Origin of the sequence: Fibrobacter sp. UWH5, assembly GCF_900142505.1 — a bacterium.
GTDB lineage: Bacteria > Fibrobacterota > Fibrobacteria > Fibrobacterales > Fibrobacteraceae > Fibrobacter.
Window position 1 is genome coordinate 127801 of record NZ_FRBB01000003.1, and the last position, 24647, is coordinate 152447.

At 46.6% G+C, this 24647-nt stretch carries 15 protein-coding genes and 1 pseudogene; 8 read left to right on the forward strand and 8 right to left on the reverse strand.

Annotated features, from left to right (window positions below; all coding sequences use genetic code 11):
* From BUB38_RS04550 to BUB38_RS04565, 4 genes are all read left to right on the forward strand, one after another.
* Complete coding sequence (locus BUB38_RS04550) at window positions 1-1029, forward strand: electron transfer flavoprotein subunit alpha/FixB family protein (RefSeq protein ID WP_073157676.1); 1029 nt, start codon at window positions 1-3, stop codon at window positions 1027-1029.
* 5 nt (window positions 1030-1034) lie between these two features.
* The gene (locus BUB38_RS04555) at window positions 1035-2744 is read left to right on the forward strand and encodes an acyl-CoA dehydrogenase family protein (RefSeq protein ID WP_073157679.1); all 1710 of its coding nucleotides are present in this window, start codon (window positions 1035-1037) and stop codon (window positions 2742-2744) included.
* 232 nt (window positions 2745-2976) lie between these two features.
* The gene (locus BUB38_RS04560) at window positions 2977-3198 is read left to right on the forward strand and encodes a hypothetical protein (protein ID WP_073157682.1); all 222 of its coding nucleotides are present in this window, start codon (window positions 2977-2979) and stop codon (window positions 3196-3198) included.
* Complete coding sequence (locus tag BUB38_RS04565; RefSeq protein WP_073157685.1) at window positions 3195-3611, forward strand: putative toxin-antitoxin system toxin component, PIN family; 417 nt, start codon at window positions 3195-3197, stop codon at window positions 3609-3611. Before BUB38_RS04560 ends, BUB38_RS04565 begins: the two co-directional genes overlap by 4 nt.
* Before the next feature lie 134 nt (window positions 3612-3745).
* Here BUB38_RS04565 and BUB38_RS04570 read toward each other — a convergent pair whose 3' ends face one another.
* Genes BUB38_RS04570 through BUB38_RS04580 form a run of 3 tightly spaced genes read right to left on the reverse strand, consistent with a single transcriptional unit; the run spans window position 3746 to window position 6581 of the window.
* Window positions 3746-4528 carry an ion transporter gene (locus tag BUB38_RS04570; protein WP_073157687.1) on the reverse strand — a complete coding sequence of 261 codons (783 nt, stop codon included), beginning with the start codon at window positions 4526-4528 and terminating at the stop codon, window positions 3746-3748.
* Window positions 4525-5661, reverse strand: coding sequence for a type I restriction enzyme HsdR N-terminal domain-containing protein (locus BUB38_RS04575; protein WP_073157690.1), 1137 nt, complete (start codon window positions 5659-5661; stop codon window positions 4525-4527). The genes BUB38_RS04570 and BUB38_RS04575 overlap by 4 nt, the downstream gene beginning before the upstream one ends.
* A 17-nt stretch (window positions 5662-5678) precedes the next feature.
* The gene (locus BUB38_RS04580; protein WP_073157693.1) at window positions 5679-6581 is read right to left on the reverse strand and encodes a BRCT domain-containing protein; all 903 of its coding nucleotides are present in this window, start codon (window positions 6579-6581) and stop codon (window positions 5679-5681) included.
* Window positions 6582-7167: 586 nt separating this feature from the next.
* On the opposite strand from BUB38_RS04580, the pseudogene BUB38_RS04585 reads away from it, so the two are divergent.
* Window positions 7168-7368: pseudogene (locus BUB38_RS04585) on the forward strand (FAD-binding protein); the annotation flags it as partial.
* An 870-nt stretch (window positions 7369-8238) separates the two neighbouring features.
* Here the strand turns inward: BUB38_RS04585 and BUB38_RS04595 are convergent.
* Window positions 8239-9834 (reverse strand): DEAD/DEAH box helicase, encoded by a 1596-nt coding sequence (locus BUB38_RS04595; protein WP_073157698.1) that lies wholly within the window; start codon window positions 9832-9834, stop codon window positions 8239-8241.
* A gap of 40 nt (window positions 9835-9874) precedes the next feature.
* Window positions 9875-15175 (reverse strand): InlB B-repeat-containing protein, encoded by a 5301-nt coding sequence (locus BUB38_RS04600; RefSeq protein ID WP_073157701.1) that lies wholly within the window; start codon window positions 15173-15175, stop codon window positions 9875-9877.
* A gap of 266 nt (window positions 15176-15441) precedes the next feature.
* Between BUB38_RS04600 and BUB38_RS04605 the strand changes: the two genes are divergently transcribed.
* The gene (locus tag BUB38_RS04605; protein WP_139258234.1) at window positions 15442-16854 is read left to right on the forward strand and encodes a hypothetical protein; all 1413 of its coding nucleotides are present in this window, start codon (window positions 15442-15444) and stop codon (window positions 16852-16854) included.
* Between the two features lie 9 nt (window positions 16855-16863).
* Window positions 16864-17652, forward strand: a complete 789-nt coding sequence (locus tag BUB38_RS04610) for a hypothetical protein (RefSeq protein ID WP_073157707.1) — start codon at window positions 16864-16866, stop codon at window positions 17650-17652.
* 56 nt (window positions 17653-17708) lie between these two features.
* Here BUB38_RS04610 and BUB38_RS16255 read toward each other — a convergent pair whose 3' ends face one another.
* From BUB38_RS16255 to BUB38_RS04625, 3 genes are all read right to left on the reverse strand, one after another.
* Entirely contained in the window at window positions 17709-18113 is a 405-nt protein-coding gene (locus tag BUB38_RS16255; protein WP_083538295.1) for a hypothetical protein, read from the reverse strand.
* A 182-nt stretch (window positions 18114-18295) separates the two neighbouring features.
* A complete protein-coding gene (locus BUB38_RS04620) occupies window positions 18296-19363 on the reverse strand; it encodes a glucokinase (RefSeq protein WP_073157710.1) in 1068 nt (355 codons plus the stop codon).
* Between the two features lie 121 nt (window positions 19364-19484).
* A complete protein-coding gene (locus BUB38_RS04625) occupies window positions 19485-20816 on the reverse strand; it encodes an FISUMP domain-containing protein (protein WP_073157713.1) in 1332 nt (443 codons plus the stop codon).
* Window positions 20817-20947: 131 nt separating this feature from the next.
* On the opposite strand from BUB38_RS04625, the gene BUB38_RS04630 reads away from it, so the two are divergent.
* Window positions 20948-24646, forward strand: coding sequence for an exodeoxyribonuclease V subunit gamma (locus BUB38_RS04630; protein WP_073157716.1), 3699 nt, complete (start codon window positions 20948-20950; stop codon window positions 24644-24646).
* The last annotated feature ends 1 nt before the right edge of the window (window position 24647 follow it).

The window sequence follows — 24647 nt, forward strand, 5'->3', positions numbered from 1 at the left end:
ATGAATAACGTATTTGTATATTGCGAAATTGAAGGGACTACCGTTAAGGACGTTTCCCTCGAACTGCTCTCCAAGGGCCGTAAGCTGGCCGACACCCTGGGTGTCCAGTTGGAATGCATTTGCGCCGCCTCCGGTATCGACGGCATCGAAAAGCAGGTTTTCCCCTACGGTGTCGACAAGGTTCATGTGTTCGACGCTGAAGGCCTGTTCCCCTACACCACCAATCCCCATGCATCTCTCGTGATCAACCTGTTCAAGGAAGAACAGCCCCAGATCTGCCTCATGGGTGCAACCGTGATTGGTCGTGACCTTGGCCCCCGCATTTCTGCCGCCACCCACAGTGGTCTGACCGCAGACTGTACCGAACTCGAAATCGACAGCTTCGAAATGAGCATCGGCGGTGTCAAGAAGTTCTACGAAAATCAGCTTTGCCAGATTCGCCCGGCTTTCGGCGGTAACATCGTTGCTACCATCGTGAACCCGGAACACCGCCCGCAGATGGCTACCGTCCGCGAAGGCGTGATGAAGAAGGAAATCAAGGACCCGAACTACAAGGGCGAAGTCGTAAAGCACGACGTTGCCAAGTACGTTCCCGAAGCTGAATACGTGGTGAAGGTTCTGGAACGCCACGTTGAAGCCGCCAAGAACAACCTGAAGAGCGCTCCCATCGTGGTCGCCGGTGGTTACGGCATGGGCTCCAAGGAAAACTTCGACATGCTGTTCGAACTGGCCAAGGAACTCCACGGCGAAGTTGGTGCAAGCCGCGCTGCAATCGACGCAGGCTTCGTTGCCGACCATGACCGTCAGATCGGTCAGACCGGTCTCACCGTTCGCCCCAAGGTTTACATTGCTTGCGGTATTTCCGGCCAGATCCAGCACATCGCTGGTATGCAGGATTCCGGCATTATCATTTCCGTGAACAATGACCCGGATGCTCCGATCAATGCAATTGCAGACTACGTCATCAACGGCAACGTTGAAGAAGTGGTTCCCAAGTTAATCAAGTACTACAAGGCAAACAACAAGTAAGCGCTATGGCAAATTTCTATACAGATCATCCAGAGATTAAGTTCAATCTCGAAAGCAGCCCCTTGATGAACCGCATTGTGGAACTCAGGGAAAATGGCTTTGCTAATGAAGAAAAGTCCGATTACGCTCCGGCCGACTACGCCGACGCAATCGACAACTACAACAAGGTTTGCGAACTGGCTGGCGACATCGTTTCCAACGTGATCGCTCCCAACGCAGAAGCAGTTGATGCAGAAGGTCCTCATTGCGAAAACGGCCGTGTCCGCTACGCAAGCAAGACTTACGAAAACCTGGAAGCAACCGTGAAGGCTGGCCTTTGCGGCGTTACCATGCCCCGTCGTTTCGGTGGCCTGAACTTCCCCGTAACTGCCTACACCGCCATTAACGAAATGATCGCTGCCGGCGACGCAGGTTTCGAAAACATCTGGTCCCTTCAGGACTGTATCGAAACTTTGTACGAATTTGGCGATGAAGATCAGCGTTCCCGTTTCGTGCCCCGCATCTGCGCAGGCGAAACCATGTCCATGGACTTGACCGAACCCGATGCCGGTTCCGACCTGCAGCGCGTGATGCTGAAGGCAACCTACAGCGAAGCAGACAAGTGCTGGTACCTGAACGGCGTGAAGCGCTTCATCACCAACGGTGACTCCGACATCCACCTGGTTCTTGCCCGCTCTGAAGAAGGCACCAAGGATGGTCGCGGTCTTTCCATGTTCATCTACGACAAGCGCGACGGTGGCGTCGATGTTCGTCGTATCGAAAACAAGATGGGTATCCACGGTTCTCCGACCTGCGAACTGGTTTACAAGAACGCTAAGGCAGAACTCTGCGGCCGCCGCAAGTTCGGTCTTATCAAGTACGTGATGGCCCTCATGAACGGTGCACGTCTCGGTATCGCTGCACAGGCAGTGGGTATCAGCCAGGCTTCCTACGACGAAGCTCTCGCCTACGCCAAGGACCGTAAGCAGTTCAACCAGGCTATCATCAACTTCCCCGGCGTCTACGAAATGCTTTCCAACATGAAGGCTCGCCTGGACGCTGGCCGTGCCCTCCTTTACCAGACAGCTCGCTACGTCGACATCTACAAGTCTCTTGAAGATATCGAACGTACCCGCAAGCTCACCGATGAAGAAAAGGCTGAACTGAAGCTGTACAACAAGTTGGCATCCGCCGGCACTCCGCTCACCAAGGGCATGAATGCCGAATACTCCAACATCAACAGCTACGACAGCATCCAGGTTCACGGCGGTTCCGGCTACATGCTGGAATACGCTTGCCAGCGCCTCTATCGCGACGCCCGTATTACCTCCATCTACGAAGGTACTACCCAGCTCCAGGTTGTTGCCGCCCTTCCGCACATCACCACCGGCACCTACACTTCCATGCTCGACGAACTGGAAGCAGCCGCTGTTGCACCGGAATTCGAAAGCCTCAAGGCCCGCGCAAAGGCTATGGACGACAAATTCAAGGCTGCCATCGACTACGTCAAGGCCGCTGAAAACAACGAGTTCCTGGACCTCTGCAGCCGCCGCCTGTACGAAATGGCCGGTAACTGCGTCATGGCTCAGCTCCTCATCCGCGACGCTTCTGCAAACGCAGAGCTGTTCGGCAAGAGCGCCAAGGTCTACCTGAACCTTGCTGAAGCAGAAGTGATGAAGCACTCCAACTTCATCATGGGCATGACTGCAGAACAGATCGCTGATTATAAGGCTTAATTGATAACTAAGGCGAGTGAAGCGACTAAATTTATTTAGTCATTTCCGAGCCGGTTATCAAAGCAACGAAGTTGCTTATCGCCGACAGGCTCCGCGCAGTTAATGGATGTCATCCCGGCCTTGAGCCGGGATCTCCCTTAAAACTTAAAAGACCTCGACTCACAGGAGTCGGGGTCTTTTTTATAGCCAATAAATAATGTATATTCTTTTTTGAATATTCATGGAGTTTCTTATGGATACCACACTAAACCCGACACAATTACACCTTTTGAAAATGTTCTCTTTCGCCAAGGATTCCAAGTCTTTGGAGGAAATTCGTGTTGCCTTGACGGATGTTTTCGCCAAACGAGTAGAAAATGACATGGACGCACTGTGGGAATCCGGTGAGTGGGACGACAAGAAAAACGAGGCCATTCTAAGCGAACACCTTCGTACTCCCTACAAGAACGTATGAGAATCGTACTTGACACAAACTGCCTTTTAGCTTCCCTATCAAAACGGGGAGCTTATTTCAATGTTTGGCGGGGACTACAAGAAGGAAAATACACTCTTTGCGTGTCAAACGAAGTACTTGAAGAATACGAAGAAATCATCGCGCAAAAAACAAATTCCACAATAGCTTCCAACGTAATTCAAACTCTACTGAACGCTCCATCTGTCGAACTTATTGACACTTTTTTCAGATTCAATCTAATCAAAGACGATCCAGACGATAACAAGTTCGTTGATTGCGCAATCGCCGGAAACGCCACATTCATTGTTTCCAACGACACTCATTTCAACATCCTCCGAGAAATAGATTTTCCGAAGTTAATTTTGAAGAGCCTGCAAGAGTTCTCCGCAATGCTTCAAAATCCTGAATTATAATTCCGACCTTTTCTACCAATCTCGCGAATACCTGGCGGAATGCTATAAAGCAGGCGAGATACTGGCTGCATAACGGAAGTAAAAGACCTCGACTCATAGGAGTCGGGGTCTTTTTTCGTTCAATTTTTACGCATTTAGTTTTTGCCTATGTTTAGGGAACGTTTCACATTATCCAGGTGTTCCTGAACAACTGCAAGTTCCTTTTGTACATCCATAGTATTGTTTTCATTTTTCGCTTCATATGATTCGCTGACAAAATTCACAACAATGCCAACAACAATATTGAGCATAATAAGCGCCGATATCACAATGAAACTAATCAAGTAAATCCATGCATAAGGATGGACAACCATCAACCCACGTAAGAGATCTCCCCAACCTTCAAAAGTTGTGGTAATTATCAAGGTCAACATTGCAGTTCCTATATCAGCAAACGGTTGGATATCATCATAGATAACATCCGCATAAAGATTCACTCCTATTACAGAGTATATGTACAAGGTTACCAGCATTAACAATCCTGCATATCCTAGACTCGGAATGCTCTTGAATATTGCGTTTACGATAACCTGCATTGTTTTTACCGAGCTAACCAATCTCATTGCCCGAAATTGTTTCAGCAAACGAACAACACGAAGACTTGAGACACACCCCGTAACAGGAATAAACGATATTGCGACAACTAAAACATCAAACCAGTTCCACACAGATACGAAAAAACGACTTCGTCCAGCTATGATTCTTATAATGATTTCTAAGGCAAAGACTCCCAAGCAAAAGGAATCTATGATATCAAGAATTTTTCCACAAGAATCCATTACCGTAGGAATCGTTTCTAAACCTAGGACAATGGCGTTAACCGTAATGAAGAACATTACGATTAACTGGAACCATTTGCTTTCAACTATATGATTCATACGGAAGATTCTGTTGCAAGATTTTCAGATTTTAATTCTTTGACTCGAGGTCCAGCAAAGCTTATTTCCGCTTCCGCACGAACTCGATCTTTGTGAACAAAAATTTCCTTGGGATCAACTAGAGCAATTGTATCACCTTGCGCCCCGTCAGCCTTAGGAAATGCAATACCTTCAAAACGATACTTGTTGTCGATAATTTTTCCAATGATCCAAAGAATCGGCTGACCAGATTTAGGCCCGTTAAAATGAACTTTTGCAAGAAGACCACTATTGAAATCGCTCAAATTGATAATTGATGTATCATATTTATCAGCAAGAAGACCAAGAACAATAGAATATACCATAAGTTCTTCGGATTCAATATCATTCTTATAACGAGCTGCCTCTGCTTCCGCTTCTGCTTTATACTTGGCCTTTTCCTTTTCCACAATATTCATCATGGCGGCCTGAAAATAATTCTCGTAGCTATCAAGTTTATTTTGATTGACGACATTAACGCCAGGCTCAACTTTACGGATGATATGTTTCTTCTCATCTTCGGAAAGATATTTACGTTCTTCCATAATTGCCGCTTCAATTTTCGCCATAAGATTTTGTTCTTCAGCTTTTTTCTTACCCTCTTCGTAGGCAGAGCGAATCTTCGCTAAATCAGCGCCAGGCTTCTTAAAAAGATCCAGAAGATACTTTTTATCCTCATCCGAAATCTTTTCAAAATCTATCGTTTTAAACGGAGATTTCTCCATGACATGACTAGCAGCATCTGCGATAAAGAAGGACCATTTACGTCCGTTTGTCAAAATTCCAACTTCGACAAGCATGTTCTGCACATAGGAAGCCAGTTCATCAATATGCTTTTGATTTTCAACATCTTCCGAAAGACGTTTCGCCTCAATAATGCACTTGTAATTCGCTGTTTGAATAAGATAATCACAACGACTATGATTTACCTTAGCTCCAATTTGAGGCAACTCTACTTCAACCTTATAGCAATCAACACCAGCACCATATTCATACCCCCACACTCGTTCCACCATGTTTCGGATGATGTAATTTTTTACAGCCTCCTCATTATTAAGTTCGTTCGTTAGGGTGAGAGACTTATACTTCTCAACAAGAGCGTTAAGATTTTTCATTTTTACTCCTTCTGATATTATTCTGTTATAAATTCATTCCAAGTCTGTTCACTTGTAATAAAGATCGGGCCACCTTTCTTTTTAAGACCTACGGCCTTTTCAATTTTACGTCCCGATGATTCATGGATCCAATCTCGACTGACCATTGTTCCAATCACTACATAATCCGTAGAATTGGTAACACTACCTTGTGGGATAGCTCCAAGGCTAGCGGCCTTTGACTCAACTTGCTTACGACTTCCGGAAATAAACTTTCCCGTAAAACAAATATTTTTACCATTTAAGCTTCCCGATATGGGATCATTAAATAGAGACGTTGCACCACCAATAGCATCACCGTCTTCTGTAAAGTGGGTTCCAACAATGTCAGAGACAAGGGTATTCAATTCCTTAAGTTCCGCATCATCCACAACCTGATCCCTTAGAATCATATTGATTCTATCATACACAATATTGAATGGGAACGTTTTTTGAAGTTTCAAAGGTGCATTAAACACATACTGTTTAAGTCTTTCAAATTCAGCTTTGTTTATTATACCATCAGCTGAAATTCCTTTCAAAAAGCCCACAAACTGATTTACCTCAACATCACTTTCAAAGACGTTTTCCGAAAATTCGAGACAATCATCTAGAAGACATTTTAAATCTTCACGTTCCTCACTTGTAATCACACCATCTTCCAAAGCAGCCTTTACGGCATCATAAATATCAAGGATATCTCCTTTCATTTCGCTTTGCTGTTCAAGCCAGACCTGAAGGAATAATATTTCTGTGTCATTTAATTGTTGGTCCGCCGTAATTCCATTCAATACGCCGTAAAGAGTTGCTGCAGCTTTATTTCTGTTGCGCACTCTATTAAAATTGCCATTCAACGGCTGACCATCAACGTCAAGTTCTGTATTCTTTTCAATGCCTTCCATAAATCATTTCCCATATGGTTTTAGGGTAAGATTCTTTTGCAAAAAGACTAAAGAACTTCAACTTGCACATTTTACCAAACAAAAAAAGCGTGGGTGCGTAAGTGCAATCTCACCTGAGGCTCGGCAAAGCCTACCACGAAATAAACACAAACGACCCACGCCCATTTCTGGACGTGAGCGTCTGCTACTCATTCTATCGTGATGTGAAATTTTGCCGATTTCAGGTGACGAACAAGAGCAAAGCTCTATATGTCAAAAATGCATCAAATCCTTATAAAAACCTCTTATGCTTATACATTCACAATATAATTCATTTAATTGTCATTAAAGTGACAGTAACTCGTTTTTATTTGCATATAGACGAACAAGTGAAAGAAGCAGGGCGTTGCGGGGCGGCGACTGAGCCCCGCAGAGGGGGTAGCGGAAGACCCGGCCGGGTGGGTTTCGAAACTTTATTCCCGAAGGGAATGATTATAAGGGTGGGGCCGGGGCTGGAGCGACCTTTGGACACTTGGCCTTTAGGCCTTAGTGTACATGGCCACCTTTAGGTGGTGCGGGACTCTTCCCCCCTCCTATAAATAAAGCTGTCCGCCCGAAGGTGTATATCGCCTGCGGTATTTCCGGCCAGATCCAGCACATCGCTGGTATGCAGGATTCCGGCATTATCATTTCCGTGAACAATGACCCGAATGCTCCGATTAACGCAATTGCCGACTACGTCATCAACGGTAACGTTGAAGAAGTGGTTCCCAAGTTAATCAAGTACTACAAGGCTAACAACAAGTAGGTGAAGCTCTATGGCAAATTGCGATTATAAACAAAGTCCTCCGAGACAATTAAATTATCAAACAGACAAAACGAGGATAAGTAGTACATATTCTCTAAAAATGCAAACAACTGTTTGCAAAATCCTGACCCAAAAGTCACGATCCTTGACAAGAATATGGCAAGTACTTTTTTTGCGAAGCAGCTTTCGCTGTGTTTTGTATATCCGAATTTAAGTAACATACACCAGCGAGGTCAATCATGATGGGCATTAGCCAACAACAGGAACTAGACGCAATGCCAGATGGAATGGCAAAGCGCATCCTACTCAAGGTCATTAACGCTCCGAAGGTCAATCAAGAAAATTTACAGTCAAACATCCAGACGCGATAAATCTTGAGTCATTTCTAAAGAAATACGCATTCGAGGAAGAATCAAGCTACAAAAATCGAACTTATCTCGTTAAGGATAAAAATACCAATGAGATTGTATGCTATTTCAGTTTGCGTAACGGATTGTTCACCCTACCTAACAATTCTCAGCATTTTTCAACAATCCCCGCAATAGAGCTTTCCAATTTTGCTGTGAATAATAGCTACAAGGAAAAATATTCCATCGTCCGGAAATTAGGAACAACAGAATTCAATGAATTCATAATCCCGTTAGTTAAGCAAATCCAAAAACAATCCGGCGTGCAAGCACGATATATATACGCTTTACCCAACGACAAATTGATTGAACATTACGAGTCCCTAGGATTTTTAAGATTTTCTCCCGATGAGGAAGCTTTCATCCATAGCCACGTAAAACCCTTGTATGACAAGGGTTGCGTTTTCATGTGTCAGGGAGTGTGGTTTACTTTGTTTCGTCGCGTTTTTTCCGTCGCGAAACTTTACTTCACTTTGGCGAGGAGAGCTTGAGCGGCGGCGCTGGCGGCGGCAGCCTCACGCATACGCTTACGGGCACGGGAGCCGGGGCGATTCTTGCCGATGGTACGGCGGTTCAGGTTGTCGCCTTCGAAACCATTCTGCGGAACGGAACCATTTTGAGAACTGGGACGGTTCTGCGGGTTGGAGGCGCCTCGAACCTGTTCCGGCTTGCGACCGAATTTTTCCGCACGATTGCCACGGCGCTCTTCTCGAGACTGACGAGGCTGTTCACCATTTTCGCGGGCCTGTTCTGCAGCGCGGGCGTTACGCTTGTCGGCCTGGTGCTTACGCCAGTCGAACTTTGCGGGCTGTTGGCCTTCGCCGCGATTTTCTTCGCGACGGTCGCCCTTCTGACCACGAGGTAAACGTCCGCGAGCATTACGCATTTCGCTTTCAGGAGTTTCCTTCTGCTGTTCAGGCAACTTTTCGTAAATAGCCTTGTCACCTTCGGGAACCTTCACCTTGGTCAGCTTTTCAATGGCACGCAGATCCTGTTCTTCATCGGGAGCGCAGAAAGAAATGGCGACGCCTTCCTTGCCAGCGCGAGCCGTACGGCCAATGCGATGCACAAAAGTTTCCGGTTCGTTGGGCAGGTCATAATTGAAGACGTGGGTCACATCATCCACATCAATACCGCGAGCAGCAATATCTGTTGCCACCAGCACGCGGATACGTTCATCCTTGAAATTGCCAAGAGCTTCCTGACGACGATTCTGGCTCTTGTTGCCGTGAATGGCGGCACACTTGACACCAGCCTTTTCCAGCACGCGTACAATTTTATCTGCGCCATGCTTGGTGCGGGTAAACACCAGCACCTTCTTCATCTCTTCATGAGAAGCAAGAAGTTCCTTCAACAGGGCGCCCTTGCGACGCTTATCAATGCGGTACAGTTCCTGGCGAATTCGTTCAATGGGAGTGCTCTGGGGAGCCACTTCCACACGAACCGGATTTGCACTGAGGATCGTTGCAGCCAGGTCAGAAATTTCCTTAGGCATGGTGGCGCTGAAGAACAAGTTCTGACGCTTGCCCGGAAGCATGCCCACCACCTTGCGAATGTCGTGAATGAAGCCCATATCCAGCATACGGTCAGCTTCATCCAAAACGAAAAATTCCACATTCTTGAGGGTCACGGCATGTTGGCCAATCAAATCCAGCAAGCGGCCCGGAGTTGCCACCAGAACATCTACACCGCGAACAAGAACGTTCTTCTGCTTCACATCGCTAACGCCACCGAAAATGCAGGCAGTAGAAATAGCAGTATACTGGGCATACTGCTTAAAGCATTCCTCCACCTGAATTGCCAATTCACGAGTGGGCAGCAAAATCAGGGCGCGACAAGTTTTAGGCTGACGGAACCTACCAGAGTCCAGTAAGCGCTGCAGAATAGGGAGCGCAAAGGCTGCGGTTTTGCCCGTTCCCGTCTGGGCGATACCCAGCAGGTCCTTACCCTCCAGCAAACTGGGGATGGACTGTTCCTGAATGGGAGTGGGGGTTTCGTAGCCTACAGTGCGAACAGCACGCTGCAGCGGATTTGCCAAAGGAAGTTCTTCAAATTTCATATTAAAGTCAAATGTAGAAATTTGAAGTCCAACCTATATCTTATCGCACCATCACACGAGTAGAAACTCCATTGACGCGAACCAAATAGTTCCCTGCGGAAGTCAGTTCAACAATGTGGTTTACACCGCTGATTCTGTCCTGGGCCACAATCTTGCCCTTCATATCAACAACGAGCATCTTGTCGCCCTGCTTAGCGCCAACAATGTTCAGAGTGCGACCGCTAACAGAGACACCAAAGTGACGTGCCACAGCAATGTTCTTCATGCCAGTGGAAGCATCCACAAACTTGGCCACATACACATCGTCAGAAAGAACCCACTTGTCAAAGACGTAGTCCACACCCTTCTTGGTGTAGCCTTCGGGAGCAACACCCATCAAGGCACGCTGAACGACCTCATCCGAATTTTCTACGTCGTAGTTGAACACCACTTCCATTTTTCCGGATACATCGCCAGCCTTATAATGGACAGTCTTCTGGAACAGGGCATAGAAAGTCTTTCGGCCCTTGGCTTCGGCACCGACAAACTTTACCCTGAGACCAGCGTAATCCTCAGTTTCATACCAACCCATAAACTTCCAGGATTCATCATCCTTGATGGAAGCAGACGGGAGCTGCACACCTTTACCAAGAACGTACTTTGAAACGTCGCTGGAAAGAACCGCATTTGAAGGCATCACATAGACAATCTTGTATGCCTTTGAATAAACAGGCACATAATTGCCGTATTCATCTTTTTCCCACTTACCATCAAATTCATTACCAACAGAATCCTTGTCGCCGATAGACGGAGCGACGATGGAGGAATCCTTCTTGACTTCTTCAGCAACGGCATCGTTAATCTTCTGATTGACATCATCATCAGAATCATCCTTGTCGATAACAACGCTGATAGTAGTGTTTCCAATGACTACGACAATCTCCTTTTCGTAAACAGGAACATAATTGCCATCATCATCCTTCTTCCATTCGCCATTGAATTCGAAACCATCTTCAGATTCAGGAACTTCAATCTTGGGATCATGATTATTCAAGGTTTCTTCAATCTTCTGCTTAATTTCTTCGTCAGAAGCATCCTTGGGAACAACCACTTCAATGGTATCCTTGCCAACAACAACTTCAATGACCTTGCTGTCATCAGGTACAACATACACCGGAGTGTACTTGTCGTCGCCATCGGCGTCTTCCCACTTGCCGTTGAAATCACGACCAGCTTCATCCTTGGCGGGAACAACAACGGTAGGATCCGTCTTGGCGGCCTCAGCTAAAGCATCATTAATCTTATCGCTGATGTCATCGGCGCTATCGCCCTTCTTGATGTCAACGGGGATGTCCTTGCCAGCAACTTCAGCCTGGACAGTCTTTTCGTAGACAGGTTCGTAATTGCCATCCTTGTCCTGTTCCCATTCGCCATTGAACTGGTAGCCGTCTTCATCCTTGTCGCCAACGACAGGCTTGGTCACGACTTCGTTAATCTTCTGTTCAACTTCTTCGTCAGAAGCATCCTTGGGAACAACAACTTCGATGGTATCCTTGCCAACAACAACTTCAATGACCTTGCTGTCATCAGGTACAACATACACCGGAGTGTACTTGTCGTCGCCATCGGCGTCTTCCCACTTGCCGTTGAAATCACGACCAGCTTCATCCTTGGCAGGAACAACAACGGTAGGATCAGTCTTGGCAGCCTCAGCTACAGCGTCATTAATCTTATCGCTGATGTCATCGGCGCTATCGCCCTTCTTGATGTCAACGGGGATGTCCTTGCCTGCAACTTCAGCCTGGACAGTCTTTTCGTAGACGGGTTCGTAATTGCCATCCTTATTCTGTTCCCATTCGCCATTGAACTGGAAGCCATCTTCATCCTTGTCGCCAACGACAGGCTTGATCACGACTTCGTTAATCTTCTGTTCAACTTCTTCGTCAGAAGCATCCTTGGGAACAACAACTTCGATGGTATCCTTGCCAACAACAACTTCAATGACCTTGCTGTCATCAGGTACAACATACACCGGAGTGTACTTGTCGTCGCCATCGGCGTCTTCCCACTTGCCGTTGAAATCACGACCAGCTTCATCCTTGGCAGGAACAACAACGGCAGGATCAGTCTTGGCGGCCTCAGCTAAAGCATCATTAATCTTATCGCTGATGTCATCGGCGCTATCACCCTTCTTGATATCAATATCGATTTCCTTACCAGCAACAACCACCTTGATTGTTACAACATCATAAACAGGAACATAATTACCGTCCTTATCCTGTTCCCATTCGCCATTGAACTTATAACCATCGCCATCCTTGGCGGGAACTACAATTCCGGCATCCTTCACAGCATCGTTAATTTTCTGATTAACGGTTTCCTTAGAATCATCCTTTCTGACGGTAACATCAACTTGAGAACCACCCACTACAACATGAATATTCTGGTCTTCACGAGAAATGGCATCGTATTCGGGAACATATTCGCCACCATCTTCCTTCCAATGACCATTGAATTCATAAACGAAATCATCATCGGAAGGTTTTTCGGGAACCTTCAAGTCAGAATTCGGATCACGGAGCAGTTCGTTAATCTTTTCTTCAATTTCATCCTTTGAAGCATCTTCACTTACAGTGACCGTAATCTTATTTCCTCCGAGATTAACCGTCACATCAATCGTTTTCTCGGTCCACACAGCCGTATAGGAAACATTTTCTGCAGGCATCGTTTCCGGGACACTCGGATTCCAACCAGAGAAAGTATAATGTTCCTTTTCAACAACCGGAGCATTCAAGGAAGTTCCATATGAAACTTCACCAGCTGCAGTTCCTGCCGTTGCAACACTGCCACCTTCAAGATTCCAAGCCAATTTAAACTTCTTGGGAGCAACATTGATTGTCACTACAACATTCTTCTTCGGCATCACAAAACTTGTCGTCTTCGTATCTAACGTCACATCACTGGAAGACACTTCAGTAATTTCATATCCATCATGAATCAACATTGCGGGATACTTGACATTCACATCGGAAGCGCTAGACACATCTAGGTACCTAGCTTCCAGATATTCAGCAGCGTCAGTCGACGCAGCGCCAACAATCTTGAAAGTAACGGCATACAACGTCAAAGCGCTTTCATCCCAGGCAGGATACAACGTAACAGATGCATTTCCCTTATAGTAGCTTTCAAGATCATAGACCTTTTTACCACCATCAGAAAGAGACCAACCAATTTGATTGACTGTCGTTTGTACAGAGCAATTTTTACCATCCTTATCACATTTGTAGACATTCCTCGTGAAGACTTTTCCAGCCAACTTAACGGAATCCCCGTGATTCACCAATTGTGCGGCAGGAACTTCACCGACGCCATCAGTACCTTCGGCATAGTAGACGTAGTAGGATTTCACACTCCACTTGGCATAGAATTTCTTATCACCAAAGGAACCGGTAAGAATCGTCTTAATGGCTTCGCCATTAAAGTCAGCATTGTCATACCAGCCAATAAAATCATAACCATCCCTGGACGGATTCTGCAAAATAATGTTTGCAGATTCAATCGTATAGGACACAGGATTAGCAATATTATTCACGCCATTTTCACCCAATTCATAAAGAATGGCGTAGCTGACGGGAACCCACTTTGCATACAATTTCAAATCATTCAAAACCGTTTTTTCGAAATCATAAGGCAAGCCCTTGCCATCGGCAGAGGTGTACCAACCATCAAACTTATAACCATCAGCAATTGGATCTTCGGGTCTAAAAGCCGTTGAATGTTCCTTCACACGATCAATAGCCGGAGTTTCACCATGTCCATTCACATCATAGATGACGGAGTAATAAACTATCTTCGTCTCTTCCCAAACAACATAAACATTAACATCACCCTCAGCCGCACCAAGGCTCTGAACATCAACAGCATCACTTGTCAAAGCCCAGCCCTTGAATGAGAAATACTTCGTATCTTCTCCGGTGCCTTCAGGAGCTCTAGAGGGAATTTCAATATCAGAAGAGACAATCACAGACTGTTTGGCAACTTTCTTAGCCAGTTCAGTCTTGTCACCAGCAAACTTACCACCATTAGAATGGAAGGTCACGGTTACATAGTTTTCCCACACGGCATACACCGTGCTAGAGCCAGACACCTCGCCCAGACTTTCATCCGGTTTTGTAGCAGAAGCATTCAAAGACCAACCGAGAAACTTCTTCTCGTCGCAAACAGGTTCCGTAATACCGGTAGATGTAATCGGACTATCAAACCTCAAAGCCTTGGAAGTAATGGCACCTGACGGGAATGCACAACCTGTACCGGCAGCGAAATAGATCGTGTACACAGTATTGTCAACATTATCGTTGGAAATACCGGTATTGGTGATATTGTCCGATCCGTTAGACCAAATACATTTTTCGCCACACCCTTCATTCAAATTTTCAACGGTTTCTGACGTATTTACATCAGGAAGACCTACACCGCTACCGGAACCGTTATTTTCGTTTCCGACAGGTTTATCAACAGTCTTATTGTCATAGTAGCTGTTCGCAATCGATCCTGTACTCACGATTTTCTGCCCCACAAGGCCGCCCAACGTACCATCGCCAGCATTGTAAACGCCATTGCCCCCATACACGCAACGTTCAATTTTTGCATTGCTAAGGGTTCCTGCAACACCGCCCACAAAGCTTGCGTTACTCAAGTTATGAATTTCAACAGAACTCAAGCAATCCTTTATCGTACCAGCAGTTGCATAGCCTGTTATACCACCAACACTCTGAGCCAAACCATCTGTAACAATAGAGCCGGAGGCATAACATCCACTGACCGTACCATCTTCCTGCCATGCGACAATAGTACCCACACTAATGGGGCGGCTTCCTCCTCTTTCCTGTATACCCGTAGCCTTAATTTCCACATTTTCAAGAACCACATTTTCAATCACAGCTTCTGTCGTTATCACACCGAACAGGGCCACATTCTGATCATCACTATCGATTTTCAAATTACGGATAGGATATCCCTGGCCATTAAAATTACCAACATACTGACGACCACTATTTTCATAACCCATCGGCTCAAAGTTTTCGGTACAGGTCATATCAATAGGACCAGTCACAATCGCATTAAGCCCGGCATTGGGGAAGGACGCCTCAGATTTTATTATAAGGGAGCCTTTTTTCTGGCATTTATTGTCGCCATACACATAGTCATAACCAGACGGGCAAACAACCGTGTTTACCAAACTGGAAAATTCCACCAAGTTTTCGCACGTTGCAATGACCTTGTACTTTTTACTACTGACCGTGGTATCTTTAAGCGCAGCAAAAGACTGACCTACCAACAGCAGGACAAACAAAACAGACAAAAAAACACAATTAAGCGATTTCATAAAAAAGCGTCTCCATTTACGTTAAAAATAGGCATTTACCCCCAAAATAGAGAGCAGTCACCCATTATATGTGACCAATGACACCCAAGAAGCACTCCAATTTGGAATAAACGAGTCAAATTCATCAAAAATAAGGGATAAAATGCGGGAAAAAGGACATTTTCTCGAAAAAACATTTGCACGACAAGCCAACATTGCGTAAGTTTAGTGGTAGTTTTTGCTTATCTCGGGAGTTTTTTCAAATGGCTTTAATTCGAAAAATACTGACATTCTTGGCCTTCATGGCTGCGGTCGTCTTGGCTGCGCCATCTATGCCGGCAACATCTGTGGAGAAGACACAGAAGGTTCTACAGGCAAAGTCCAAGACCTCAAAGAGTGCCAAAAAGGCAAAGAAATCCAAGAAGAAGAAAAAGAAAAAAGAACAGGCAGAACAGGTTGTCGAGACTGCTGAAGAAGAATCCGCAGCAGAATCTTCTACAGAAGCCGTTGAAGACAACGCCGAAGAACAGACCGCCGAGGCCGAAGTTCCGCAGGAAGAACAGTCTGACCTTGAAAGTGCATTTGAGGAAGTGCAGTCCAGTGCCGCACCGGAACAAGCTCCCACTCCCCCGGCAGAATCCGCACTTCAACCTGTTGCAGAACCGACTCCGCAACCTGAGGCCAAGCCCGCAGCACAGCCCGCCCCTCAACCGGCTGCACAGCCCGCAACACAAGCATCAGCACAGCCGGCAGCCAAGGCAACTACAGTTAATCCGGCGGTACTGAACACGAAGCCCGGTCAGCAGACATTTATCCTGAGAGGCACCCCGACACAGGCGACCACTGCAGCAGTTGCAGACACAGCAAACAAGGTTGAAGACGAGACTCTCACCGAAAAGAAGACTTACGCCAACCGCTTCAAGGCCATGCGCAAGAAGAAGAGCGTCGCGGAATACGACAGCACCCAGAACGCCATCAGAGACAGCATCGCCTCGATCACCTACAACTTCGGTCTTTCCTTTATCGGAGGAAGAGCCAAGGACAAGCGTTTGGGCAATCTCGAAGAAAACAGCGACTGGGACGGAAACTTTGGCGTATATCTTTTCTATCGATACTACTTTACCAGTTTCTTTGCCTTGCAGGGACGCCTTGGCGCCATATACCGTTATGCAAGATTCACAAAGAATGACGAAATCAAGGACGGAATCACATACAAGGAAACCCAATTTGACGTCAACAACAAGCTTACCGTAGACTATCATGACATCGCCGTTGACGCTCCTCTTACACTGAAATTCGGAGCTCACACCGGCCACACAACGTTCATTTTCCTCAGCCTTGCAGGGGATATCACAAAGTCCATTTTCGACCAGATCAATACAACTCGCGAATATACCGTAAAGCATCCGTCCAAGGAACTGAAGAAAGACCTGGCCGTTCTTGAAAGTAAAGGACTTTATCCGGCCTACGAAAACTACACTGTTGAAGGCAATTTCTACGTAGACGACTGGGAGTTCAGCAGTTGGGCCGGCGCAGGCATCGACTGCAAATACATCTCTGTCGAATACCAGGTACTCCTCGCTGCTGGTTCCACCAAAGACAATCATAGATTCCACGCCATTAACCATGGTGGCATGCCCTCATGGCGCGTAATGGTGGATTTGAGTCTAAAGTAAGGAGGAATTATGAGATTTAATTTTATCAAAAAACTTCTTGTAGCATCTGCAATTGCATCTACCGCCGTTATTTTTTCCGCCTGTAGCGAAACAAGTGTTATCGAGGCCGAAAATGAAATTCTTAGCGAACACAAGGGTCCTAAAAAAGGTCTCCTGGATTCCCTGGAAGCCAACTTGGGCCGCGTAGATCTGTATAACTGCCTGGCAGCCTACAGCAAGGAACGCTGCTCCAATTTCTACAAGAAATTCGGTTCCTACGACTGTCCGCAGATTTCCAATCCGTACTACAACGACAAGGGCGAATACACCTACGACGATGGTTCAAAGGACACTACGGGCAACGTCACGCCGCAAGATACTAGCAACGTGACACCCAAGGATACCGTTGTGGAAGTCTACTACCTGCAGGAAAACAAGAACATCACCATTACGCTGAAGTCCTTTAAGCAGAAGTCAGACAAGGCCAGCAACCCGATGGTTCGTTTCAAGGTTGAACTGTACAGCGACAGCGTCAAGGCGAACACCCTTTCAACGGGAGTGCTACCCCTAGAACTTGAAGAAAAGAAATGGCGCGATACGACTTCCTTTGACCCCATTTCGGTTGTCCGCGGCATTGACGAAATCAGGATTTGCCCCGTCGTTATCAGCCAGACAGGCGATGACGAAGAAGACGAAATCGTCAGTTCTGGCCGATGCATGTCAGCAAAGGATATCGGATACATCAAGGATACGGAAACGTTCCTAGATGACGAAGATAACGACGATTACGCCATAACCTGGGAAGCAAAACTTTACTAAAAGCAAAAAGGCATTCCGCGATAAAACGGAATGCCTTTTTTAGTTACTTTGAGCAGTTACTTCTTGGACAGTTTCTTCAGCAGTTTATTGACGTCTTCAAAGCCTTTCTGGGCTTCGTCAGCGGCAATAGCGGCACCAGCGATAGTTCCCTGGATAAACACCTTGAACAGCAGGGACTGAACATCCACATCGCTCACTTCTTCCTTGGAGAAGAAAGCTTCCATTTCGTCGGCGGCATTTTCGAAGTATTCGCTCTTGAGAGCTTCGACAACAATGGCACCCATGGCCGGGTTTGCATTCAGTTCAATGTCAAAGCCTTCGGATTCTTCAGCTGCAGCAGGCTTTGCAGCAGCCTTCGGAGAAGCCTTCTTTGCAGCGGGCTTTGCGGCAACTTTCTTTGCTGCAGTTTTTGCAGGAGCTTTCTTGGGAGCAGATTTAGCAGCGGACTTTTTTACAGCCATAATTCATTCCTTTTTTGAAGTTCTTTATTTTCAATTTAAACAAAAAATCTTGAGACCGAACGGACTTTATACAAATAGCATAAACAAATCGCAATTTGTATAAAAAATCCCCGATTGATCGGGGACTTTTTAGCTAGATCCTTCGCTCTACGGGCTCAGGATGACACGCTGCGCGTGACCGCTTACTTCTGCAGATTCAGGCTTGCGTTTGCAGCGCCGTAAAGGCTGATGCTATAATCCTTGATCACGTACACAGGAATCTTGTTCAGAAGCGGGCGGATGTTGGGGTTATAGTTCTTTTCGAAGTACTGCATGAACAGGTTATCGCGTTCCAGCCAGCGCAGATCCTTCTGTACGGTACCGCCAGCCAGGTAGAAGCCACCCAGCGGGAGGAACAGGGTTGCAGCGTCGCTAGCAAAGCGGGCCAGCATCTTTACGAACAGGCGCATCATTTCGGCGGCCACCGGATCGTTGTCGCTGGCGCGGGAAATGTACTTGGGGCGATCGTTGGGTTCGGTCTCTTCGATCTTCTGGAAGTATTCGTTGTTCGGAACGCCGCGGGTTTCCTTCCACCATTCGTACATGTTGCGAAGACCCATACCGGAAACCAGAGGTTCTACACCGGGAACAACGCCAAGCTTCTTTTCCATGTAATCGTGGAATTCCTGGGAGTCCTTGTCGAAAGGTGCGAAAGTAGAGTGGCCACCTTCAGAAGAAGCGGGAATGTACTTCTGACCGTCGAATGCCAGGAAGCCAACGCCCATGCCGGTACCCGGACCAATCACAGCCTTGGTTGCTGCCTGGGGAGCGGGAGTGGATCCGTCGGTGTGGACCAGCTTGTGGATCTGTTCCGGATCGTCCACGTCCAGAGTGGGGATACCGTAGCTGATAGCCATGAAGTCATTGATCACGAGAGTGGGAATGCCCGTTGCAGCAGAGATGGCATCGCCATCCACAGACCAAGGGAGGTTGGTCATGACGCACTTGTTATTGGCAACAGGACCGGCAGCGCTAATGCAGATGTGACTCACCTTAAGGTCAGCGCGAGCTTCTGCAGCCAGCTTAAGGGTTTCGCGGATGGGAGCATCCAGACCGTCAATGTCTTTGGAGGGACATACGGTTTCGAGAATCAAGGTGAACTTTCCATCCTTGTAGCCAACAACGCCAAGGTTGGTGTTGGTACCGCCGATATCGCCAGCCAAAACCAGACGATCAAACTTTGCATCAGGATTACGCCATTTAATTTCCATAATAAAACTCCGAGTTTACGGTAAATAATTTACGCCTTTTAATCTAGTATAAGATTAGACGTTCCATGTTTAACGAATAAAATTTTCCCTTATAAATAGATGTTTTTTGGGCCCTACGTTCTTAATTATTGTTCTTTAAACAGCGGAGAGACCAAGCCCAATTCTTGAAAGCCGCAGAGCCCTTATAATACTTCAGGGTCTTGTAATCGGTGGAATAGCTAAAGAACACCACATAGACTCCGGTATTGTACGTTTCGTTAACACTCCAAAGGCGGGAATCCTGGCCAAAATACGAAGGGTAAACTTTTGAATCGTAATAAATGAAACTTCCTACAGGCAGTATATTCAGCCCTACAGAGTTAATTCCCTTCGGAATTTCAACTTTCACACGGTCATCGCCAGAACCCATCCAACCATAGCCATCGACCCACAAGCTATCAGACTTCAGGTGTTCGGATATAGAATGCGAAGAATCGGGGTCTATGTTGGTATAAATGTAATCTTCGAGGGCATACCATTCATGGTGATTGGGAACGTGCCAGCCGTTGGGGCAAGCTCCCTGATATTCCTTGGTTGTATCCACCACGGTTCCTACGGCACTAATCTCATTATACTCATCAGGGATATTCATGGCACTAGCCCATCTGTACACACGGCCGTACTTTTCACAATCGCCCTGAGTAAAGTCATCGGGACTCGTGGCGATACCGCCAGCACACCAGCTGCTATCAACGGCATAGTTTAAATTTTGAGCCATCCAGGTTTGATTACCGATGGGGATGCTGCGATAGAACTGATCGTCACGATCATCCACAAAATATTCGTAATTGAATTTACCCATACGGACGTAGCGATCGTGAAGTTTGTTCTTATAACAGATCTTCTTGGCCTTATCGTATACAGTACCGCCGCAGGCAAGGACCGTCACATCATTCACGCAGGTCGCACTATCGGGATTATAGGTTTTGCCTCCGCACAGGGGATATACGTTACCCATATAACAGAATTGGGACTTTTCATCAAACTTATGATTGGCGCATTCCTGAAGAATTTTTTCTTCCGCAAGGTAAAGAGTATCTAAAATCGTGTCACGGGCGTAAACCGTATCACGAAGATAAAGTGTATCACGGACAACTACGGTATCACCATCTAAAACCAAGGTGTCTTTCTTGGTCACCACAACGGTATCGCCCTTCACGACCAAGGTATCTTTCTTGGAGACCACTACGGTATCGCCATTTTTGATAACGGTATCCTGTTTGGTTACAACGACCGTATCACCTTTTACGCGAATGGTATCACCTTTTATGTTGACGGTGTCTCTTACATAGACAGTATCTACACGACTCTGTTCATCCTGAGAACCGGACGCACTGGTGGAATCCTCGCAGGCAAAAAAGAACATCGCAAGAAGTGATGTGACATAAATAAAAGGTACACGAGCGTTCCTCATGGGCAAACTCCTTTTTTCTCGTTAAAAATTAGCATTCCTTACCTGCAGATTCCCAAATCATTTGACAAAATCGGGGCTGAAAACGATAATCAAATAGAACAATCCTTTTTTTATAAAATATATTGCCCACTATGCTTCACTTAAAATTCGCACTGAATCTCGAGAACCTCGCCGACGAAATGATCGACGCCATTTCCACCAGCTGGAAGAACCCTTTCGTATGTCCAATAGTCGTGTTTCCGGATCCAAAACTGGAACAGTGGTTCAGGCTCCGCTGGATTCAGAAGAAGGGCGCTCTGGCTGGCCTCAGCACCATGATGATCGACCGATTCCTCATGGAAATTCTGGTGGGTGACGACAACAGCAAAAAGAAGCTGACGGCAGATATGCTGTGCAATGTGATTCTCGCCTATCTGAAAATGGAAGAAGGAGGATCCTACAATTACGAAAAGCTGGGCGACGAAGTCCGTCGGTACTTGATTGTGGAAGACGCAGACGGCAAGGGCAAACTGGACGAGACCCATCTTTTTGATTTCGCACAGAAAATCGCCACATTGTTTTTGGAATACGAGACGAGCCGTCCCAGAGATTTTGTGAAGAACGCCGATGGCAGTGCAGCCGATGGGATTCTCGATAAGTGGAAACAGGGAGATTTACAACCTTTCTTTACAGGCAACCGCAATGGAGACGTGGCGGTCCGCGAAAAATGGCAGCAGAAATTGTACTCCGCCATTTTTCACCAGCACGGTAACAAGGACTCCCTTCTCACCCGCGTTTTTAAGAAAGAGGCAGAACGCAAGAATGATGACCAGATTACCTATCTGACCATCCCTTTCCTTTACTACAGTTGCTTCGATGAAAACGGCATCGCCAAATTCCATCTGGAAAAAATCAAGGACCAGCCCCTGTTCATTTTCGGTCTATCTGGTATGGGGCAGTTCTACCGGGTGATTCTTCATAAGTTTGCCGAGGAGCACGACGTTTTTGCCTACATCCAGAATCCCTGTATGGAATTCTGGGAAGATATTGCCAGCGATAAGATTGTTCGCAGGTGGGTTGCATCTAACGGTTCCTGGAACGATGAAAATGGCAACGAACTGAACAGCGTTAAACGCCGCATGGATGTAAATCTTGGCGAAGCGGGAAATAGCGTTGCAGAAGTCAGTGCGACCGATCCAGACGACATCCCGGAATATCAGAATCTCGCCGAAGAGGAGTCCGAAAACACACTGCTCTGCACCTGGGGAAGATCCGGCCGCGACAACATCAAGTTGTGGTGTCAGGCCGCAAATTACGATTTCGATTTTGACGCAAGCAATGGGAGTGCTTCATCGGCAAGCGACTTGCCCCAGGACACCCTATTGCATAAATTGCAGTACGCTATCGCCAACCGAACCAACATTATCGGCGAAGGGGCAACAGAAGAGAACAGCCTAACATTAACGGCAGCTCCCACAAAAATTCGTGAAGTGGAAGCTTTGCATTCCAGCATCTGCAAACTTCTGCAGAGCGGAGCCCGCATCAATGACATTCTGGTAGTTTCACCAGACTTAGATAGTTACCGCACAGCCATCAAGACCGTATTCGACCAGACTCCCGACCGAAAGGTTTCTGACGTGGCAGGCCATAACAATTCCGGCTACCTTCATATTCCATTTTCCATTGTTGATTCACCGGCCCACAGCTCTTTAACCGAAACCGCCCTACAGGATCTGTTCTCTATTTTAGAGGGAAACTCCATTGGACGTCCCCAGTTCTTTAGCTTGATGCGCAATCCTGTAGTGCAGCAAACCCGCGGCATCAAGGAAGAGGAAGTTAACGATTGGGAAACCTGGATTGAAGAAACCAATGTTTATCGCGACCGCAGTTCAAAGAAACAGGACTGGCTCGACGGAGTCCGCCGACTGCTTTTGGCCAAGATGACAAAAAATCTGGTGAAGTTCTCTGGCGAGGAAGACTCGCTAAAACCATACTCCGATATGGCCACCAGCAACAACGCCAGCCTTTGCCGCTTTGTAGAAGCCATTAACGATTTAAGAGACTGGATTGCCTTCGGTTCCCAAGGAAAAATTGCGGATCTTAATAAGCTGAACGATCACCTAAACGGATGGCTCGCCATGACTGGCGCTCCCGAAGGTCTTGGAGGAGAATCCATCATCTTCAAGCGAGTGACGGAATCCGTGGAAAATCTTCACTACCAGCTGGATACCGGCATTGAGGCCATTTCATGGAAAATTATCGAGCAGAGTCTGATTACGGCAGCCCAGGGATCCGCATATAGTTGCGGTAACCTGTTCGTGAATGGCATAACCTTCATGAAATTCATCCCTAACCGAATCATTCCTGTAAAGCACCTGTTCTTTATTGGTGGAGATTCCATCAACTTCCCTGGAGCCAAGCAGCAGAACACTTTGGACTTACGTAAATCCTGCCGCCCCTGGCCCGGTGATGGCTCCCCTATCTCCAAGCGACGCTACGCCTTCCTCTGTCAGCTCATGAGCGTAAGCGAAAGCTTCCATATTAGCTTTGTCGACCAGGACATTAAAAAGGATGCGGAACTTTACCCCACGTCCGTCGTCAATGACATCCAGAAATTTCTTTTGAAGAATGGCATCGCATGGAATAAAAAATCAATCTCGCTGGACGAGACCCGCGACACTACAGAACTATTTACGCCCAGAAGCCTCCGTAACAAAAAGGCTTACGTAGACATGGTCCACGACGGAAATGCCAAGGCCCGCACCAACATAAAAGTTCGAGGTGACGAGTCTACTGACATCAAGAACATTGCCATCAAGATTCCCGAACGAGTTTCTCTGTTCCAGTTGTGCAAATTCCTGGAAGACCCATTTGAATTCCGAATCGGCCTGATGATGATGGAGCAAGATGATGACGATCCCGAAAAAGAATTTTTTGAACCGATTTTCTTTAACAAGTTGGAAGAAAGCAACTTACTGAAAATGATGCTGGCAGCAGAACTTTCGGGCAAGGAAGACGAACTGGAAAAATTCAAGAGGGATAGTCAGCTGAAGGGCAAGATGCCCGACCAGATTTTCAGTGAAAAAATCTGGAAAGACCTGAACGTAAAAAAGAACCTTATTCTTTGCCAGATGGGCGAAGAAAAAATTCAGGAACTCCGCAACGGCTGGACGTATAAAGACCGTTTGCAAGATCTGCAATTATTGCGTGGTGACGGAACCAAGTGGAACCTTTCCGGAACCATGGACTGGTGCAACAACAAGGAACTGGGAGATGTTACCGAAATCATTTCTATAACAACATCTAACCGCACTGCCGATAAAATCAATTTCAGTAAATACTTAAGCCCGTATATCAAGGCCTTGGCCCTTCTCGCCCTTAAATGCGAAAAGCATCCGGACTCGGCAAATAAGGAACAGACCATTGGCATTTCCATTTATTCTTGCGACGAGAATATCGGTGGCCCTGCAACAACATCTGTAAAAATGTCACCCGTTCAAGCTAGGGAAATGCTGGAACGTATATACAGCGAAGCCTACGGTTGCGAAAAGACAAGGAAGATGCCTTACAGTAAGGCTGTCCCCGCAGACCTTCTTGACACAATCAAGGAAAGCGACGATATATATGAGTACAGAGGAAAACTATTGGATGGTCCCTGGTCCTACTTCGGCAAGAAAGCACTTTTCGATCCGGTAAAGGATGTGGGATTCGATTCCGAGAATTTCAAGGAGCAGTGGGCAGAAGCGAAGGCCAAGATGAAGTCCCTTATGGAAATCAAGGCCTACGAAAAACCGGAAAAGCCTGCTAAAACAGCAAAGGGAACAAAATCCGCAACGAAGAAGGGGGCATAAG